The following is an 18,179-nucleotide window of genomic DNA, read 5'->3' on the forward strand; positions in this document are numbered from 1 at the left end:
ACCGGCCGCTAGCGGCTTGGACGCAACAATGATGCGTTTGATACAACAACCGCCATGGTCGCTGAGGCCCCCGGTTCGGCTCGTCTTGCCCTGGCCCCGAATGTCATCCTTCTGGATCCGGAGCCAGCGGTTTCGTCTGCGATGAAAGAGGGATGGGCTCGGCAGCAGTCGGCGCGTTTCCTCCAGCCCTCAACCATCCAGCCCCGGCTGCGTCTACTGCAACGCTTCGAGGACTTCACGGGGTTGTACCCGTGGCAGTGGACTCCCGCCGACGGCGAAGCGTTCATCGTCCACCTTCGCAGCGGAGCCAAACCGATCCAGTTGTCGACAGCTCGCTCCTACGAAGTAGTGATCGAGCTGTTCGTGGAGTACCTGTTGGACCCCCGCTACGGATGGGGCAAGACCTGCCGGGAACGGTTCGGCCTGTCGCCTCAGGCGGTCTTCCATGAGGGCAACTCGGTCCTGCACTCGGTGGAGTACGAAGGCGATCCGAGGCGTCGGCCGCTCACCTATGACGAGGTTCAGGCGCTCTTCGATGCGGCCGATGCCCGGCCACGGAGAGTCCAGGGGCAAGGCCGAAAGGGCACCCTGACCGCGCTACGCGATGCAGCCGTCCTCAAAACCATCTACGCCTACGGAACCCGGCGAACGGAGTCCTCGAAGGTCGACCTGGTTGATCTGCGACGGCACAGGAAGGCGCCGCAGTTCGGACAAGCGGGCAGCATGGCCATCCGGTACGGCAAGTCCTCCAAGGGGGCGCCGCCGAAGCGACGGACCGTACTCCTGGTGCCCGAGATGGACTGGGCAGCCGATGTCCTCGACGAGTGGGTGCAAGAACTTCGTCCTCGGCTGTCACCCGACCGCCACCCAGCACTGTGGGTGACCGAACGAGTCGGCCGGCTGTCTCCTCGTTCGATCAACGAAGCGTTCGTGACGGCACGCCGGGACGCCGACCTCGACGAGGACCTCGATCTCCACTGCCTTCGTCATAGTTACATCACCCACCTGACCGAGTTCGGCTACCCCGCTCGCTTCGTTCAGGAGCAGGTGGGTCACACTCACGCCTCCACGACGGCCATCTATATGGGCGTCTCCGACGAGTACCGCAACCAGCTGCTTGAGGCTTCACTGAAGCGTCGGCTGGGTGACGACTGGGACCTTAAATGATCAAGAAGATGGGGTACGAGTGGTGCTTGCGGGCCACGATGGCGGAGCATCAGATGTTCCAGACATCGGACCTCGTGCCTCTCCTCGCCGAGCGCGGCGTGACGTTGTCACGCGAGCAGGTCTACCGCCTGGTGACGCAGCCGCCCCAGCGGATGAGCATGGACACCCTGGTCGCCTTGTGCGACATCTTCGAGTGCACGCCGAATGACCTCATCAAGCCGAAAGTGGTCAACGCCCAGGTCAGGAAGACCGCCGACGGGCAGGGAGAGCCGCTTCCGCTCAAGCAGCCGCGGACCACGATCCGGCGTCCAGGACAGCCGTGAGGCCGCCGACTTCCGACCAGATCCGTCTACGTGCCGAGCTCGCCGCCGCCCAGGAACAGATCGTCACACTGCTGCGATCGGCAGTGGGGGACGCTCTTTCCCCCGAGCAGGCCCAAGCCGCAGCCGAGCAGGCCCAGGCATGGCGAGGAGCGAACGCCTTCCGCCTGCTTCGATATCTGTCCAGTGAACCCGACGCTCTCAGTGCTCCCCGTGGCGACTGCCCTCCCTGCGCGGTGCGCCTGCTGGCCGCGCTCGCCGCCGCCGGACACAGCGACAAGGTCACGCTATTGGCCTGTGCCGACTGCGGGCGTACCCAGCCCCTTCCCACCGAGAACGGACCGGAGGGGCGCCTGTGTTCACGCTGCGCCGGCCGCCGCCGCAAGAAGCCGTGCGCGCGGTGCGGCAACGTGGCCAGCATCTACACGCGCCGCGAGGAAGGCGGCATCTGCCTTCCGTGCAGAAACAAGGAGCCGGACGCCAAGGAGAACTGCGCCAACTGCCAACGGCTGATGCTCCCCTACCGTCGCCTGCTCGACGGATCCAGCCTGTGCCAGACCTGCGTGCCCAAGAACCTGCAGGTCTGCTGCAGATGCGGCCGCCGACGCCGGGTCAACGCTCTGACCGCCGCAGGCCCAGTCTGCGGTACCTGCTACACCAGCCCGCCACGACAGTGCGGGGTCTGCCAAGAGATCGTGCCCATCATGGCTCGGGCCGACGGGACCAGGCCCGACACCTGTTACCGATGCCACAAACGGTCGAAGAAACCGTGCGCAATCTGCAGGAAGGTTCGCCCAGGCCATCACATCGATAGCGGCCGCGGCGCGTTCCACTGCGACACGTGCCGACCGCGCGCAGAAGGACCCTGCACACTTTGCGGCCTATCCACGAAGGTCAAGATCTTCTGGCCGCGAGGGCCGGTCTGCGCCTCCTGTTACCGGACGACTCGGTCGACGCCCGCTCCATGCACCTCCTGCCGCCGAAGTCGCATCCTCGTAGGACAGACGCCCGAAGGAGCTCCGCTGTGCAAGGCGTGCTCGTTCCCCGACGAACCAGTTGAGCGCTGTGCGACCTGCGACGAACCAGCGGACCTGTACTCCGCAGGTCGCTGTCCCCGCTGCACTCTGACCAACCGCGTCACCCATCTACTTTCCGCGGACGGGGAGCGCGTGGCACCGCACCTACAGCCGCTCATCCACGTGCTGACCGATGCGGAGAATCCTTACCAGGTCCTGAAGTGGCTGCGACGGAGCCCAGCCGCTCACCTCGTGAAGCGCCTGGCCCTCTCCCCGGAGACCCTGAGCCACGGGGCCCTCGACGCACTCCCTCAGCGGGCCGCATCGGCATACGTGCGGGGACTCCTCGTCACCGCCGGCATCCTTGCGCCGCGGGACGAGAATCTCGCACTGCTCACCAACCGCGTGACACGCACGGTCGCCGACCTTCCAGCACGGCAGGCCAACATCATCCGCCCCTTCGCCGAGTGGCACATCGTCCGTGATGCTCGCCGACGCTCATCACGAGGCCGCTACACCTACGCGGCGTACAAGGGCGACTACGGAAACGTAACTGCCGCCATCGACCTCCTGAACTGGCTCGACTCCCAGAGCCTGAACCTCCGCCGGCTCCAACAGCCGCACTTGGACACCTGGGCAACCGACCGGCCGACTCTGCGCGCCCGAGCCATCCCCTTCCTCCGCTGGGGCATCGCCCGGCACCTCTGTCCTCCCGATCTGGTCATCGACCGCCCAGACTCCCAACTCCCGGGCAACTTCCAAGCCGAAGACGACGCACGTGCAGAACTGACGCGCTGCCTCAACGACGCCACACTGCCCTTGGATGTCCGCATCGCCGGAGCTCTTGTCCGCCTCTACGCTCTGCCCCTGACCCGGATCGTCGAACTCACCACCGAGCACATCAGCCGCGACCGAGAGCACACATACCTGAGGGTCAAGCAGCACCCCTTCCTGCTGCCACCCAAGCTCGCCGGCCTTATCGCCGACCAGATCCGTTGCAGTACACCCGGGCACAGCGCTGTGACCGGACCACGACATCTTCTGCCTGGTCAAAGCCCTGGCCGTCCCCGAAATCCAATCGGCTTCGCCGACACCATGAGGCACCACGGCCTGTCAGCTCGCGCGGCTCGAAACACCGCCATGCTGAACGCCCTCACGGATCTACCGCCGATGATCATCGCTGACCTTCTCGGCATCCATCCCAAAACGGCCGACCGTTGGGCCACTCTCGCAGGCAACAACTGGTCCGAGTACGTGTCCTCGCGGAGCTGATCTGACGGCATCGAGAGCCCAGACCCCGACCGGGGCATACCGCAGCTCCCGAAGTACCGACACTTCACCAGTGAAACGAGCTGACGGGCCCGAGATGTTCAGCGCGCGGCTGGCACGAGCTTGCTGATTCCCGGGGCCCGTGGTGTGTCCGACTCCTGGTCGGTCTCCGTGACGGCGGCCCTTGCGGGGCTTCGTCGTCGGTCAGGAGCAGTAGCTGCGTCGGGTGGATGTTCCGGCCCTGCACGACGTGGACGTGCCCTGGGTACGCCGCAGCCCGTCCTGGTTCCGGAGGGCCACTTCTATCCGGGGGGCCAGTTCATGTTCCGGCCGCCCATGACGTGCACCTGAGCGTGGGTAGTTTCCTGGCTCGCAGAATGGCCCGTGTCCACCACCATGCGGTAACCCTCCGCCGCAAGTCCCAAGGCTGCGGCCGCCTTGCAGGCTTCGCGCATGACGTCAGCCATGACGTCCGGCGCCTTGTCGGCCAAGTCGGCCGCGGTCTTGTAGTGAGCCTTGGGGATGACGACGACGTGAGTCGGGGCTGCGGGGTTGACGCTATGCATGGCCAGAGCGCTGTCAGTCTCGGCGATCGTTTTTGCTGGGATCACCTTCGTCGCCACCTTGCAGAAGATGCACCCTGCTTCTGTCTGTCCTGACATCTACGCCTCCGGAAGTGAATGATCAACGGGACGAGGAGCGTATTTCCTGGGCACGGCAGTCCGGGCGGCTTCGCTTGCACTTCACTCAGTCGAGTGAGGAAATGATCTCCTGAAGGGTGCTTCCGCGCTGCCCGGACGGTAACCGTGGTCGCTGTTCGTCCACCGATCGAACACCGCCCTGTCCATGACGCCCACACGGTGCCGTCGAGAGCTCACGGACCTCCGCAACTGGGACGCCAAGCATGTCACCTGCCGTCAGGGCAAGGTCGGCCGCCGGTGGTCGACGCCACTCTCTCTCGCCCTACGGCAACGCGGAATTCTCTCCGGACCACTGCCGCCGGTGCCGAAGGCCGCCTGCACCCGTACCAATGCCAGGAAGGTTGCCTTCCTCCCGCGCGATCTCTACGACATCCAGCCCGAGTCCTGCACCGGGATCACTCACTCTCATCACGACCGGGCACGCAGGACAAGTGATCATTCTCGGGCCCAGGTCGGCTCCGACACCCTGCCCTCGTGCGACTGTCAGCCGAACGTGGTGCCCTCACACCATGGTGGCTCCTCGTGCTTGTTGGGTCCGCCACAGAGTTCCTCAACTCCCGAATCGGCCCAGCGGCATCCCGAGCCGTTGGCAAGTCATCGCGATCTAACGAACCCGACCGGCCATGAGCAACGAGGCTGCCCCGGAGAATTTCCCAAGTTCCCCGACAGCGTCAGGCACTGACGGTGCCCAGAAAACGGACCATGGCCTGGAATACCGCAGCTGCCAGATACCGACACTTCACCAGTGGCGCAGGGAGTCGTCCGAGGCGATCATCGGCGGTGTCACCGGATCCCTCCGGCGCCCGAACGTTCTGCTCCTGGGCCGCTATGACACCACCGGCCGGCTCCGCCTGGTCGGAAAAACCGTCCCGCTCAAGGCGGCGGCCGCCCAGGAGGTCGCGGCCCTGCTCACTCCGGCCGGCCCGGACCATCCGTGGACGGGGGCCCGGTTCAGCGCCCGGTGGGGAAGCCGCGACCTCCTCGACCCCGTACTCGTCGAACCCGACCATGTCGCCGAGGTGAGCGCCGACACCGCCCAGGAGCACGGCGTAGGACGGCACCCCGTGCGGTACGTACGAATCCGCCGCGACCTGCCTCCTGCACAGGTACGCAAGCTTGACGCAGACCGCGGACGACCGGCCTGACACGGGCCGAGCAGCCTCCTCGTCGAGACAGGGGCCCTTCGGCTTGCAGCCGCTCACCAGGAGTGGCGCCGCCAGGTTCAGGAAATCTTCGACTCGGGGATCACGGAGGCAGAGGCACGAAAGCAGGTGCGGGTTCCGGTCCCGACGAAGCCCGCCGTGCAAAAGGACCTGAACCGGATCAAGGGCGACTCGCGTTCCCCTGACCTCGCGGCCGGTGCGCAGGGACCTCCCCGCCGGTGCCCGTGGTGGCACGAGGTCAACACCTACGCCTTCCAGTCCGCCATGATCGACGCCGACCGGGCCTGGGGCAACTGGCTGGACTCCCTGGGCGGTAGCCGAGCAGGCCGCCGCGTCGGATACCCGCGCTTCAAGAAGAAGGGCCGCGCCCGCGACTCCCTCCGCATCCACCACGACGTGAAGAAGCCCTCGATCCGGCTCGCCGGGTACCGGCGACTGCGCGTCGCCATGCTGGGCGAGACGATCGTGCACGGAGAAGACATCCGGAGCCCGCTGGGCATCCATCGCAACTACCCGATCGAGGTCCTCACGCAGGTGGCCGAGTACTACCAGGGCTCCGACCTTGTGGTCGTTGTCAAGGGACGCATCGGTGGTCTGAAACTCGTCTTTGGGCTGTTCTCCGGCCACCGTCTGCCGGGTAATTCATCGGCTGAGGCCGCTTCTCGCGCTGGAGCCGGCGCTGCGGCCTGTAGCGGATGTCGAACGGTTGTGGATCGTGGACGGCACTCTGGTCCCGGTCCGCGACCGCAGGGTCGCCGCGTCCTCCCGCAACTATCGGTTCTCGGCGAACGTGCAGGTCATCATCGATGCGGTGATCGCCTCCGCCCGCCCCGTCCCCGGGAACAAGGCTGACGCACACGCCTGGCGGGAATCGGACCTGCCCGCCGTCGCGGCCGGGACAATCGCAGACGGGGCGTACCTGGGCACCGGGCTGATCGTCCCGCACCGCAGAAGAGCCGGACGGCCACTCCTGCGCGGCCAGGAGGAGGACAACGCCGAACACCGACGCGTCCGCGCCCGCGTCGAGCACACCTTCGCCCGCATGAAGAACTGGAAAATCCTGCGCGACTGCCGCCAGAAAGGAGACGGACTCCACCACGCCGTCCAAGCCGTCGCCACCATGCACAACCTCGCCATGACAGGCTGAACCACCAGGTCAAACACCACCCCGGCTTGCCCGCACCCACCCTTCTGCAACAACCTTTAGTGTCCGCGAAGCAGTCTCCGCTGTCTTCGCGCCATGGCGGCGGTCAGCAGGGTTGTGGCCACCAGCAGGGACCCCATGGCCAGGGTCACGAGGCGGTTCCGGAGCGTACGGCGGTGTGTGGCCATGCCGGCGGCGAGGAAGTCCGCTTCGAGAGGGGTGATGTCATCCTGCTCGGCCCCTGAGGCGAGTGCGGCGAGCTGCGCCAAGCGGATCGGGGATATCCGCACGCCCTGTTCCCGTCCGATCGCCTCCCACGCGTCGGCGGCTTCTGTCAGCCAACGCTGGAAGTGGAGCTTCTCACGGTTCTGTTCGATCCAGTGGTCCAGCCGGGGCCAGGCGTTGATGAGTGCCTCGTGTGTCAGGTAGACGCCGGCCCCGTCGAGTGTGATCAGTCCGGCTCGGGCCAGTGCCTCCAGGACGCCGTCCGCTTCCGGGGCGCCGGAGAGGGCTTCGAGCTCCGCCCGTGTCGTAGAGCGGCGTGTGTCGGGAGTGTTGTCGGTCCCTGGGGTGATCAGCCGCAGCAGAATCCGTCGTGCGGTGTCTGCCCGGGTGGCGTCGAACCGGGCGTACACGCCCTCGGCGCTCTTTGTGATGGCTCCCTGGAGACCGCCGGCCCGTTCGTAGGAAGCAAGGGTGAGCGTCCGCCCGCTCCGACGCTTCCAGGTCTCCAGGAGGGCATGAGACAGCAGCGGCAACGCGGATCCGCTCTCCGTGACGTCGGCGATGAGCCGGGCCGTCAGCGCGCGCTCGACGACCAGGTTGTGTGCGCGCGCCGGTCCGACGACGGTCTCGCGGAGTTCGGCCGTGCTCATGCGGGTCACGGTCAGGCTTGCGCCGCGCATCACCTCGGCGAGCCCGGAGTACTGGTGGCAGCGCATGGCGAAGTCTGTGCGGATCCCCAGGACGACACGAAGGCAGCTGCCCGGGTCCTGAGCCGCCAGAAGCGCCGCGACGAACTCTTCCCGCTCCGCCGGATGGGGACACAGTGTGAAGAGTTCCTCGAACTGATCCACGACGACCCAGGTCTCCCCTTCACCCGTCGCGGGGACAAGCGCGGACCGGTAACGGTCGAGCGGGCGCGCCCCGGGGGCCAGGACCCGAATGGCCGCCGGACGGGCCGCCGCACCGTGCTCACCTGACCGGACCGCCCGCTGCAGTCGGGGAATCAGACCCGCTCGAAGCAGCGAGGACTTGCCGCTGCCCGAAGGGCCGAGGAGGGCGACCACACGGTGCTCCCTCGTCAGGTTTAGCAGCTCGGCGCCCAGCGTATCCCTGCCGAAGAAGAGGTCTTCATCACCGGGTTCGAACCTTGCCAGACCCCGATACGGAGACGGCGCATCGTCGGCCTGCTCACGAACCGTCAGTTCCCGGGATACGGCATACCAGCGTTCCTCCCACTCCCCGGGGTCGGCGCCGCATGCCGTCGCGTAGGCCCGCACCACGGGCAGAGAGGGCAACTGTTCGCCCGCAGCCGCCCGTGAAAGTGTCGCCACCGAGTACCCGGCACGGCGAACCATGGCGGCGTACGTGGGCCCGCCCGCCTCCCGACGCAGCCGCCGCAGGTCAAAGGCCAGCCGCGCCACTGGGCTCTGCCTCGGATCGAGCGGTTTCTCGTCACGCCCCATGCCCCGCCCCGTCTCGCGTAGCGACACCATCCGGCCCTGACCTGCTGCTCACGCACCCAACCAGTTGCGATGCTCAGCTCACTTGTGCCCTACGAGGCAGGCCGCCTGTCACCGATGGGTCCACCCGCAGTGAGAGCAGAGGAATGCGCCGGCCAGGGCGGCGGTGTGGGTCGCGGTCCGGGCCGTCTTCCGCTTTGCGGCCGTGGGCTTGTCAGTGTGGCGGTGGTTCAGGTGCGGCATGGTGATCCGCTGGATCTGGTCCGTGGTGGCGACCTTCAGCGCTCCGAGGAGGCGCGGCACGTCCACGCGCGCCGTGTTCGTCGAGACGGCCGCGTTCGGCTTCGGCTGCCCGGCCATCAGCTGGCCGCCTTCGCCGAGCGTCGCTCTGCCAGGCGGCCACCAGTTGGGCTTCGCCGGACGTCCGAGGGCGGCACCCGATGCTCTCCTCCACTACAAGCGTCAAACGGATTAAGACCGTGTCCTATGTGGTGAGTCGAGCGAGTCGTTTGTAGCAGCAGAGGGTGGCGGCGAGGCCGAGAAAGGCCAGGTAGTTGCGGGGATGGCGTTCGTAGCGGTGGTTGAGTCTGCGGTAGCCGGTCAGCCAGGACATGGTCCGCTCGATGACCCATCGGCGGCGCCCTAAGCGTTCGCTGGGCTCGATGCCCTTGCGGGCGATGCGCACGCCGATGTGCTTGCCCCATAGCCATTTCCGCAGGTGGGGGACATCGTATGCCTTGTCCGCGTGGAGACGCTGGGGCTTGAAGTAGCGGCCGCGGTGGGGGTCGTGTCTCGTTTGGTGACCCATGATCATGGGCTTCAGCGCGAGGCTGTCGTGGGTGTTGGCCGCGGTGAGACCGACGAGGAGGGGCAGTCCGTTCGCGTCCGACAGGACGTGCATCTTGGAACCCGACTTGCCCCGGTCCACGGGGCTCGGACCTGTGAGTTCGCCCCCTTTTTGGCCCTGACATGGGCGGAGTCGAGGACGGCCCGGGACAGGTCGAGCAGGCCGGCGTCGTCCAGGCGGTGCAGGATCTCCTCGTGCAGCCGGCCCCACACACCTGCCCGCGACCAGATCAGGAACCTGCGGTGAGCCGTCGACTTCGATATCCCGAAGCACGGCGGCAACGCCCGCCAGGCGCATCCGCTGACCAGTACGTAGATGATCGCGGCGAACAGCGTCTCATCAGGCGTGTCCTGCGTCCCGCCGCCCTGCGGCCGCACCTTCGACGGCGGGATCAGCGGCTCCGCGATCTCCCACAGCCCGTCCGGAACAATCCAACTCCACGTACCCCGGCCCATGACGAGTCCAACGAACCAACCCCACATAGGACACGGTCTAAGGCGCTCAAGCGCCAGATGTTTAGAGAAACCGGCTTCGCTCTGCTGCGGAAGAGGGCTCTTATGGCCGCTGACCACAGCCCCCCATAGGGTGACGGGGACGAGAGAAGAGCACGATGGATCCCCGCATACCCCGCCTGCGTCACAAGCTGGCCGCGATCCCTTTCCAACCGCAGCGCAGCCACTCCTTCGGAGAAGAGCAACACAAGTTCCGCCTCGGTCCGAAGCTGGCAGACGCACGCGTCGCTGCGTTCGAGGCCGAGCACGACATCGCCCTGCCTGACGCCTACCGGCAGTTCCTCACGCACATCGGCGGCTCAGGCGCGGCGCCGTTCTATGGCCTTATGCCGCTGGAGCGGTCTTCCCTGCTGGTCATGAACCCGCGGGAGGAACCGGGGGCACCCCGCGGATTCGACGACGCAGAACCCAGGGGTCACGAACGCGACCTCTTCCTCCACGTCATCGAAATGGGCTGCACGGACGTATGTGTCATCGCGGTGACCGGTCCCCTCACCGGCCGCGTCCTCATCGGCAACAGCGACGGATTTTGGGGCCCCAACGTCTCCTCCGCCACCGACTTCCTCGACTGGTACGGACGCTGGCTCAACCACATGAGTGCCGGACGCGACAACCGGGCCCTCGAACTCACCTCACCCCAACTTCGTGCCCATCCAAACCGCCATCGCATGGCCCCGAAGATCTGACTCTCCGTAACCAGCCCACGGAAACTGAGCCAGAACCTGAGAACGGACAGTAGGTGTTCACGAGTTTGGGCTCTGGCTCACTTTCCGTGAGGGTTGACTTAGTGTGATGTCAATGACTCCCCAGGCCGTGAGCAACGGACAGTCGGAGTCACGTGCCCACAGCCTCGCTGCGACGTCTGATCGCCGTTCACTTGGTGGCGGCGCGACGGCAGAATATGGAGGTGGACTCTGACCTTTACCCTGATCTGGCTGCTGCGGGCAGCCTGGCCGCAGCGCTGGAACAGCTGGCGGCCGAACTCGGCGCCGATCTCACAGTGGTTCCCGGTGATTGGAGCCCACTCGTTTCGGCGGGCATCGCCTCGTCAGCCACTGGACGCTCGGCTTCAGCTCCCGCGCTGGATACCCGTTCCGCGATGAGGTGGCCATCGTCGCGTCACACAGTGGCAGCCCATTCCGCGTGAAGAGGCATCCGCTCTCCGATGACGTTCTCGGCGAGGCCGCAACAGCCGAGGAAGCCGTCGCCCTGGCAGTACGCCACGTCCCCACCGATCTCGGCCGGCCGTCGCGGGAACCGCCGAACAAGATGGATGACGAGCGCGAATCAAGTGACTGACCGTCACTGGTCCCGTGGATAGTTGGCTCCCTATCAGACGGTCACGGACGGGGAAAACCAACTGGCCACCCAGAACGGTCTGACCTGCGGTTCACGAGTAGAGCAGGACGCGCTTGCGGAGGAGGTGAAAGCCGGCGCGGCCGAGTATCTGGCGTTTGAGCATCTTGATTCGGTTGACGTGTCCTTCGACCACGCCCGAGCTCCAGGGCAGGGTGAGGCCGGCGATCACGGCGTCGCGGTTGCGGTCGATGCCTGCGGCGAGGGTGTGGAGGCCGGGGAGGTTGTCTCGCCGGACGGCATCGAGCCACTGCGGCAACCGTTCGCCCTGGCGCTCCGTGAGCATCTGGCCGAAGGACCGGACGTGACCGGTGAGAGCGTCCAGCTCAGGGCAGTGGACCAGAACGGCCTTGAGTCGAAGGTGCTCCGTCTCGGTGAGGTTCTCCGGCCGGCGCAGGATCCATCCGGTGACGGCGCGGGGTGACGGTGGCCGAGCCGTAACGGAGCCAGGCGAGAGTTGCTTCTCCCAGAAATAGGCGCGAACCCGCTGGTAGTTGCCCTGATAGCCGAGCGGCACGATCTCCTCCCACACCCTCCAGGCGTTCGTGCAGCCCTGGTTCCAGCGGTCATCCACTCAGCGAGGAGCTTGAGCGTGCCCGCCTGGAGGTCAAGACCGACGTCGACCTGGGTGTCCTCATGAGTCACGACGGGTTCGCCGGTGGCGCTCAGCTCCATGCTTCTCTCCCAGGGGAGGTCGGGGTCCGTCTGCCGAGCATCGCAGCCGCCCAGGACCTGGGGGTACTGGCGCAGAGCACTTGTTCCGTTGCTGTCGTATTCCTGGCCAAGAAGGTCCGTCAGACGCCTCGTAGGTGCCCCTGGGCCGTGCAAATTCGCTGGTCGAGGGAGGGGTCGGTGCGGGAAGCTGCATGCGTGATCGAGCGAGAGGCCGCCGTTCAGGCTGTCGAGGACCAGCTGGAGCGCGACTATCAGCAGTGGCGGGCTGCGGGTGTGGACGCGATGCGGATGGCTGTGGTCGACGTCGAGGAGCACGAGCTGGTGTGGATCGTCTCCTGGACCTCCGAGGAGTTCGTGCGCACCCGGAACCCGGAGTTCATGCTGGCCGGTAACGGGCCTTATCTGGTCGACCGTGTCGACGGTGGACTGCACCGGGTCGGCGTCGTCTCCGCGGTAACCGGGGAGTGGGAGGCCGACTATCGAGCCCGGATACGTGGGCTGCCGGTGCGCACCGCAGTAGACGATCTACACGATGCGCTGTGCGAAGTCGCCGCTACGCGCGGACGCGTGCACGCTGTACGGACACTGCGATCGTTATCTAGGGTGTCAAGACGAACCTAGAGGTGAGCGTATATAGCACAAGCCAGGCAAGTAAGGCATGTTACAGCTTCACCGTGCTGCTACAGCAGTTGCTGGGCGATCAGGGCTGTGGGCTACGCCCAAGGCCGGGTAGTTGAGCGGTGGTTCGGGGGGCAAGGCGAAACGTGAGCAACGCGGCCCCGTTGAGGCAGGTCGACGCCCCTGCGGTGGCGTTACAGGACATCGAGCAGGGAGGATGGCACGCGAACGCGACCCCTGTTCTTGATCAACGGCTTCGAGAACATTGATCATCAGGGGTCGCGTTCGCCACATCCAGACCCAGGTAGGCGGGCCATCAGGGCACATCCACGGGCGAGTTGCTCATCCCGGCAGATGAGAACGCACGCGCCCTGCTTGGCGCACACCTGTAAAAAAATGCTGCACGCAGGATCCAGCTCCAATTGAACATGTCACCCACTGACACCAGTGCGCCTCAAACACATCCGCACAGGCACTCCAGGGGCTTCAGGTCCCACGCGCGTCAGAGATTCATGACAGGAACCCGTTGTGGATTGCCGTAGGAGAAAACCCTGCGCAGCCCCGCTCGCAGCACTTCGGCGTCAATATTCGGGCCGATACTAAGCGGAACTAGGTTTGACGGCAGCTCCAGTTCTTCGACTGCTTCGTCGTTGAAGCGAAGCTGCAGCACATTGCCGGTTATTGCAACCTCTTCCACACCTCCGTAGTGCACGCCGTCTGCCTCATTTACAACGCAATAGCTGTCGGTTTCATTTCGCACGTCCTGCTCTTCAGGCTGATCGCCTAGGTCGCGCTGAAATTCGAAGTAGAATCCCTCTACTTCCGCATCTTCACCGTCTCCAACAAAGACCGTGAAGGTCAAGCCGGGTACGGCTTCTCCCGCAACCATTTTCGTGATTGTCCAGTAAGGGGATGGCGAACTCATCTATTACCCCAACTCCATTCTCGACTGCCCTGCTTGTAGATAAAGGTGACACCCAGTTCTTCGGCTGCCTGACTCATCCTGTTACGGCAGTTTGTGCAGGGCGGTTTCAGGCCATGGATGGTTATCGTATCTCCTCGCTGCACGGGGGCCATGTTCGCGTACCGGTCACCGTTGACGCTGTAACTCGTGGTCCCAGACATTCGGATGGTCCGTGTCTCGGTGTGACTCGATGACTGGCTTTCGCTGCTAGTCATGCTGCCACTTCTCACCGTGTACGTGACGACGAGCTGACCGTCCCGCGTAACTTCCACTCGCGCCCAGTGGGTCTTCGTCGTGGTAGGGCCCGTAATAGTGCCACGGCGGCCCTTCGCCGCCCTGTCGCCATAGGTCGGCTTACCCGATCTCGTGTTCGGCTTTGCTCCGAATACTCCAGGATGCTCTCCGCTATGGGCGCCGAAGAGCGAAGCTAGAGCTCCCGGAACCTGGTATGCGTCCCCTTCGGTGTCAACGCCGAGGTTGGCTGCCGCCTCGTCGTATGACTCACCGTAGTCGCAGCCCGGATTGTCAACCCCCCCCACCGGATCGGCAGTCGCTGTCCCAGAGGGCAAAGTAGTCAACGGTGTAGGCAAGGTTACGCCCCAGCCCCCACAGGAAACTGAACAGACCACCTGCCTTCGTCTTCGGGTATGGCCCAGGCGTAGGGGGCGGCCCTGGGCTGGGGCTTGGCAGAGGGCCACCGCCACCGCATTCGCCGAGTGTCTTGCAGCCCTTGTTGTCTATTGCGATTTGTTCGCGGTGTTCTGCGGGCTTGTTGCTGCCGCCGCCGCTGTCGACTCCACCAGTGCCAGCAACATCGCCTTCGAAGACTTTCAGGCCTGTGGGGTCGCTGTTGGTAACGGGGCTGTTGGCTGCGTAGCTGTAGCCGTTGAGGGACTGCGGCTGGTCCGGCGCGAGGATGGGGTCGACGCTGATGAATTGACCGAGGGAGGGGTCGTATTCGCGGGCGCCGATGTGGGTGAGTCCGGTGCCGGTGTCGGCGGTCTTACCGAGGAAGGATTTGTCGTCGGGCCAGGTGCCGGTGGTGGTGCCTCGGGCGGAGCCGAAGGGGGTGGTGTAGCGCTTGGTGAGCGCTTGCGTGGAGTCCGCAGTGACGGCGATCGAGGCGGTGCCGTGGCGGTCGGCGGTGAGGAAGCTGAGTTTCTCGGTGCCGGTTTCGTTGGAGCGGATGGCGATGGTGGAGCCGGCCGCGCTGTCCCCACCGTAATGCACCCCCGACCGAGACCGGCCGCCTGCGTCTGGCCCACTGCGTGGTCGAGGACGGCTGGCCGCTTCGGCGGGCCGCCGAGCGCTTCCAGCTCTCGCCCACGACGGCTCAGCGGTGGGCGACCCGCTACCGGGTTCTGGGTGAGGCCGGGATGGCCGACCGCTCCTCCCGCCCGCACCACAGCCCCCGCCGGACATCGTCCCGGACCCGAGCGCCGGATCATCAAGGTCCGCGTCCTGCACCGCTCGGGACCGGCACGCATCGCCTACCTGCTCGGGCTGAACCCGGCGACCGTCCACCATGTCCTGACTCGCTACAAGCTGGCCCGCCTGGCTCACCTGGACCGGGCCACCAGCCGGGTGATCCGCCGCTATGAGCACCCCGCCCCCGGCGACCTCGTGCACGTCGACATCAAAGAGCTCGGGAACATCCCCGACGGCGGTGGCCACAAGGCCCTCGACCGGCAAGCGGGCCGCCGGAACCGGGCGAACGCCGGGACGGGCTTCCGCACAACGCCGTCGACGACCACTCCCGCCTGGCCTACAACGTGATCCTCACCAACGAGAGGAAAGAGACCGCCGTCGGATTCAGGCAACAGGCCCACGCCTGCTTCACCGCCGCCGGCATCACGGTCCAGCGGGTCATGACCGATAACGGCGCCTGCTACAAGTCGCGCCACTGGCGCGACGCCCTGTCAGCGCAAGGCATTCAACACAAACGGACCCGCCTACCAGCCTCAGGCCAACGCAAAGGTCGAGCGGTGCAACCGCACCCTGCTCGACGAATGGGCCTACGCGAAGACCGACCGAACCGAGACCGAACGACGCGACACCTGCCCGCGATGGCTGCACACCTGCAATCACCACCGCGGACACACCGCGCTCAAGGGCCAACCACCCGCCGGCCGCGTCCCCGACCTCACAGGTCAGCACACTGGGAGCCACTCCGGCGTATATGTGACGTAGCTCGCATTGGAGGTCGCTGACCGCCCCGTTTTGGGCATCAACTGGGACAGCGGCGACCACTCGATGAGACATCGCGGCGAGCGTCGCTTCGGACAGGTCTACCCCGTGACTCTTCAGCCTGCCCCCACGGGCCAGACAACGATGCGCTGGACGATCCCGCCGCCGTGCCCGGTCACGACGGCGCGGAGTTATCAACGGTCACCACCGACCACTCAGGGTGACAAAGCTGGAAAATCGCAGGAGAATTCGCTATGCCGCAACATGCGGCCCTACCGGCCTCAATCTCCGAATACGAGTAGATCGCCCTTTAGCTGACCGGCGACGCCCGCGCGATCGCCTCCAACGTCCGGCGCCGCGCCGACCAGCTGCCCAAGAGCCGCGGACCCCGGCACTCGCCGACGTCGTCCTGCGAGACATTGGAGGCCCCGCACCGCAGCCCTCAACGCCGCGTCCGCGCTCTACGGCACCCAACTCCACCCAGTACGCGGCCGTCGCCTGGCCCACCGAACGGGCGGCCCCGGGCTGGTCGCGGTGCCGAGGGCAGGTCAGTGCCGAAAGGGCGAGCTCCCGACCTGACACGGACCGGCTCAGGGGCGGGTGTTGCCGTACACGCGCTCTCGCCTGGAAGCGGAGACTGGGACGGGGCGGCCCTCGGCCCTTGAGCGGGTGGCGGCTTCGGCCACAGCCAGAGCCGCCCGGGCGTCCTCACCAGTGCATGGACTGGGGCTGAGGCCCGCCACGACTTCGGTGAACGCTGTGAGTTCGGCGCGGTAGGCCTCCTGGAAGCGCTCCATGAATCCCGGGTAGGGGGAGTCGGCCGGGTAGGCCGCCCCCTCGGCCGAGGTCAGCGGGGCCCTTTCGGTGAGACCGGCGACCAGGGTGCCTTCGGAGCCGCAGACTTCCAGCCGTACGTCGTAACCGGCGCCGTTGTAGCGGGTGGCGGTGCAGGTGGCCAGGGTGCCGTCGTCCAGGGTGAGTACGGAGACGGCGGTGTCGACGTCCTGGGCTGCGGCGAAGAACTCGTCACCGCGGTTGGCCCCGGTGGCGTAGACCTCGGTGATCTCCCGGCCGGTCACCCAGCGGACGATGTCGTAGTCGTGCACCGAGCAGTCACGGAAGATGCCGCCCGAGCCGGGGATGTACCCCGGGTGCGGGGGAGCGGGGTCCGCTGTGCAGGCCCGCAGGGTGTGCGTCCAGCCGAGCCGGCCGGCAGCGACGGCCTCGCGCGCGGACCGGTAACCCGCGTCGAAACGGCGTTGGAAGCCGATCTGCAGGGGCACGTCCGAGTCCTGCAACGCCGACAGTACGCGGTCGGTCTCCTCCAGCGTCGAGGCGACGGGCTTTTCGCAGAAGGTAGGCAGTCCCGCGCGGTGGGCGGCCAGGATCAGCTCCGCGTGGCTGCCGGTGGGCGACGCGATGACAATGCCGTCCAGTCCGGCGCCGAGCAGCACGCCGAGACTGTCGGCGTACTCGCCGCCCACGTTGTCCGCCACGCTACGGGCCGAGCGTGCGTCGGAATCGTGGAGAAGGAGCGCGGTGACGGCCGGAAGAGCGGCGAGCGTGGAGGCGTGGAACGCGCCGATGCGGCCCGTACCGATGAGTCCAATACGCATGTGCGAACCTTTCGAGCGGGCGGGGGGACGAGCCGGGGACGACCCAGTTGATTTCTATCCCCAGGCCGAGAGAAGAGCAAGAGTTTGTTCAGACATAAAGACGTACGAATCTAATGTGGAGTGAGGCATACTGGCAGGTGTCGGCAGCAGAGCGCAGGAGGGTGATGTGGAATCGCTCACAAAGAAGATCACGATCGACCGGAGCAGTCCGGTCCCCCTCTACTTCCAGTTCGCCCAGCAGTTGCAGGGCCTCATCGAGTCGGGTGACCTGCCGCCCGGTACCAGGCTGAGCAACGAGATCCAGATGGCCGATGAGTTCGGCCTTTCCCGCCCGACCATGCGCCAGGCGATGCAGCACCTTGTCAACAAGGGGCTGCTGGCCCGCAAGCGTGGCGTGGGCACCCAGGTCGTCACCAATCGCATACGCCGGCACGTCGAGTTCACCAGCCTCTTCGAAGACTTGGAGCGGGACGGCCGCCGCCCGTCCACGCAGGTTCTCTCCGTCGAGACCGTCCCGGCTGGAGCCGCCACCGCGACCGCACTCGGCCTGCAGGAGGGCAGCCCGGTGCTGTCCGTCGACCGCCTGCGTCTCGCCGAGGACCAGCCGATCGCGCTGCTGCACAACTTCCTCCCGGAGGGTGTGATCGAGCTGAGCGCAGGCTCGCTGGCCGAGGGCGGGCTGTACCAACTCCTGCGCCGGTCCGGCGTTGTCCTCAGCAGCGCAGAGCAGACCATCGGAGCCCGCAGGGCGACGGCCGCGGAGGCCAAACTGCTCGACGAGGCCCGCGGCGCGACCCTGCTCACCATGACCCGCACCGCGTTCGACGGCTCGGGGAGACCGGTCGAGTACGGGTCGCACGTCTACCGTGCCTCCCGTTACGCGTTCGAGATGACCGTCGCCGCACACTGACCCGCGGACGCGCCGGCACGCACGCGCCC

General features: G+C 66.3%; 17 protein-coding genes and 2 pseudogenes. 10 read left to right on the forward strand and 9 right to left on the reverse strand.

Features of this window, described 5'->3' with window-relative positions; translation table 11 throughout:
• The first annotated feature begins 54 nt into the window (after window positions 1-54).
• The 3 genes from BLW14_RS31825 (at window position 55) to BLW14_RS31840 (ending at window position 3,775) form a co-directional block, all read left to right on the forward strand.
• Window positions 55-1,167, forward strand: coding sequence for a tyrosine-type recombinase/integrase (locus BLW14_RS31825; protein ID WP_093710515.1), 1,113 nt, complete (start codon window positions 55-57; stop codon window positions 1,165-1,167).
• Complete coding sequence (locus BLW14_RS31830; protein WP_093710516.1) at window positions 1,164-1,490, forward strand: helix-turn-helix domain-containing protein; 327 nt, start codon at window positions 1,164-1,166, stop codon at window positions 1,488-1,490. The genes BLW14_RS31825 and BLW14_RS31830 overlap by 4 nt, the downstream gene beginning before the upstream one ends.
• A 1,196-nt stretch (window positions 1,491-2,686) precedes the next feature.
• Complete coding sequence (locus BLW14_RS31840; protein ID WP_218137693.1) at window positions 2,687-3,775, forward strand: hypothetical protein; 1,089 nt, start codon at window positions 2,687-2,689, stop codon at window positions 3,773-3,775.
• A 299-nt stretch (window positions 3,776-4,074) separates the two neighbouring features.
• Here BLW14_RS31840 and BLW14_RS31845 read toward each other — a convergent pair whose 3' ends face one another.
• Window positions 4,075-4,434 carry an HIT domain-containing protein gene (locus BLW14_RS31845; RefSeq protein ID WP_093710518.1) on the reverse strand — a complete coding sequence of 120 codons (360 nt, stop codon included), beginning with the start codon at window positions 4,432-4,434 and terminating at the stop codon, window positions 4,075-4,077.
• Window positions 4,435-5,096: 662 nt separating this feature from the next.
• Between BLW14_RS31845 and BLW14_RS31850 the strand changes: the two genes are divergently transcribed.
• The gene (locus BLW14_RS31850; protein WP_093710519.1) at window positions 5,097-5,618 is read left to right on the forward strand and encodes an ATP dependent DNA ligase; all 522 of its coding nucleotides are present in this window, start codon (window positions 5,097-5,099) and stop codon (window positions 5,616-5,618) included.
• Between the two features lie 628 nt (window positions 5,619-6,246).
• Window positions 6,247-6,783 (forward strand): annotated as a pseudogene (locus BLW14_RS31865) (transposase); the annotation flags it as partial.
• Between the two features lie 56 nt (window positions 6,784-6,839).
• Here BLW14_RS31865 and BLW14_RS31870 read toward each other — a convergent pair.
• The 3 genes from BLW14_RS31870 to BLW14_RS31880 all read right to left on the reverse strand — a co-directional run bounded on the left by BLW14_RS31870 (window position 6,840) and on the right by BLW14_RS31880 (window position 9,767).
• Window positions 6,840-8,468, reverse strand: a complete 1,629-nt coding sequence (locus tag BLW14_RS31870) for a helix-turn-helix domain-containing protein (protein WP_177154172.1) — start codon at window positions 8,466-8,468, stop codon at window positions 6,840-6,842.
• Between the two features lie 108 nt (window positions 8,469-8,576).
• Entirely contained in the window at window positions 8,577-8,825 is a 249-nt protein-coding gene (locus BLW14_RS31875) for a hypothetical protein (RefSeq protein ID WP_093710522.1), read from the reverse strand.
• Between the two features lie 124 nt (window positions 8,826-8,949).
• A protein-coding gene (locus tag BLW14_RS31880) for an IS5 family transposase (RefSeq protein WP_093710523.1) occupies window positions 8,950-9,767 on the reverse strand; the annotation gives its coding sequence in 2 pieces (ribosomal slippage) (window positions 8,950-9,425 and window positions 9,425-9,767; 819 coding nt in all).
• Between the two features lie 155 nt (window positions 9,768-9,922).
• Here BLW14_RS31880 and BLW14_RS31885 point away from each other — a divergent pair.
• Together BLW14_RS31885 and BLW14_RS35830 are read left to right on the forward strand one after the other, a co-directional pair.
• Window positions 9,923-10,510, forward strand: a complete 588-nt coding sequence (locus tag BLW14_RS31885) for an SMI1/KNR4 family protein (RefSeq protein ID WP_093710524.1) — start codon at window positions 9,923-9,925, stop codon at window positions 10,508-10,510.
• Between the two features lie 328 nt (window positions 10,511-10,838).
• Window positions 10,839-11,123, forward strand: a complete 285-nt coding sequence (locus tag BLW14_RS35830) for a DUF6193 family natural product biosynthesis protein (RefSeq protein WP_143052031.1) — start codon at window positions 10,839-10,841, stop codon at window positions 11,121-11,123.
• 91 nt (window positions 11,124-11,214) lie between these two features.
• On the opposite strand, the gene BLW14_RS31890 is transcribed toward BLW14_RS35830, so the two are convergent.
• On the reverse strand, window positions 11,215-11,754 hold the full coding sequence (locus tag BLW14_RS31890) for a transposase (RefSeq protein ID WP_256332953.1): 540 nt from the start codon (window positions 11,752-11,754) through the stop codon (window positions 11,215-11,217).
• A 296-nt stretch (window positions 11,755-12,050) separates the two neighbouring features.
• On the opposite strand from BLW14_RS31890, the gene BLW14_RS31895 reads away from it, so the two are divergent.
• A complete protein-coding gene (locus BLW14_RS31895) occupies window positions 12,051-12,476 on the forward strand; it encodes a YrhB domain-containing protein (RefSeq protein ID WP_371128102.1) in 426 nt (141 codons plus the stop codon).
• A gap of 499 nt (window positions 12,477-12,975) precedes the next feature.
• Here BLW14_RS31895 and BLW14_RS31900 read toward each other — a convergent pair whose 3' ends face one another.
• From BLW14_RS31900 to BLW14_RS35840, 3 genes are read right to left on the reverse strand one after another with little or no spacing between them, the layout of a single operon-like run.
• Entirely contained in the window at window positions 12,976-13,398 is a 423-nt protein-coding gene (locus BLW14_RS31900) for an Imm10 family immunity protein (protein ID WP_093710525.1), read from the reverse strand.
• Entirely contained in the window at window positions 13,395-14,066 is a 672-nt protein-coding gene (locus tag BLW14_RS35835) for a hypothetical protein (protein WP_371128103.1), read from the reverse strand. The genes BLW14_RS31900 and BLW14_RS35835 overlap by 4 nt, the downstream gene beginning before the upstream one ends.
• The gene (locus tag BLW14_RS35840; RefSeq protein ID WP_371128104.1) at window positions 13,963-14,667 is read right to left on the reverse strand and encodes an RHS repeat-associated core domain-containing protein; all 705 of its coding nucleotides are present in this window, start codon (window positions 14,665-14,667) and stop codon (window positions 13,963-13,965) included. Before BLW14_RS35840 ends, BLW14_RS35835 begins: the two co-directional genes overlap by 104 nt.
• Before the next feature lie 20 nt (window positions 14,668-14,687).
• Between BLW14_RS35840 and BLW14_RS31910 the strand changes: the two are divergent.
• Window positions 14,688-15,627, forward strand: a pseudogene (locus BLW14_RS31910) (IS481 family transposase).
• A 587-nt stretch (window positions 15,628-16,214) separates the two neighbouring features.
• Here the strand turns inward: BLW14_RS31910 and BLW14_RS31925 are convergent.
• Window positions 16,215-17,240, reverse strand: coding sequence for a Gfo/Idh/MocA family protein (locus tag BLW14_RS31925; RefSeq protein WP_093710527.1), 1,026 nt, complete (start codon window positions 17,238-17,240; stop codon window positions 16,215-16,217).
• 166 nt (window positions 17,241-17,406) lie between these two features.
• Between BLW14_RS31925 and BLW14_RS31930 the strand changes: the two genes are divergently transcribed.
• On the forward strand, window positions 17,407-18,150 hold the full coding sequence (locus BLW14_RS31930; protein WP_093710528.1) for a GntR family transcriptional regulator: 744 nt from the start codon (window positions 17,407-17,409) through the stop codon (window positions 18,148-18,150).
• Window positions 18,151-18,179 lie beyond the last annotated feature (29 nt).

It is taken from the genome of Streptomyces sp. 2131.1 (genome assembly GCF_900105515.1).
GTDB lineage: Bacteria > Actinomycetota > Actinomycetes > Streptomycetales > Streptomycetaceae > Streptomyces > Streptomyces drozdowiczii.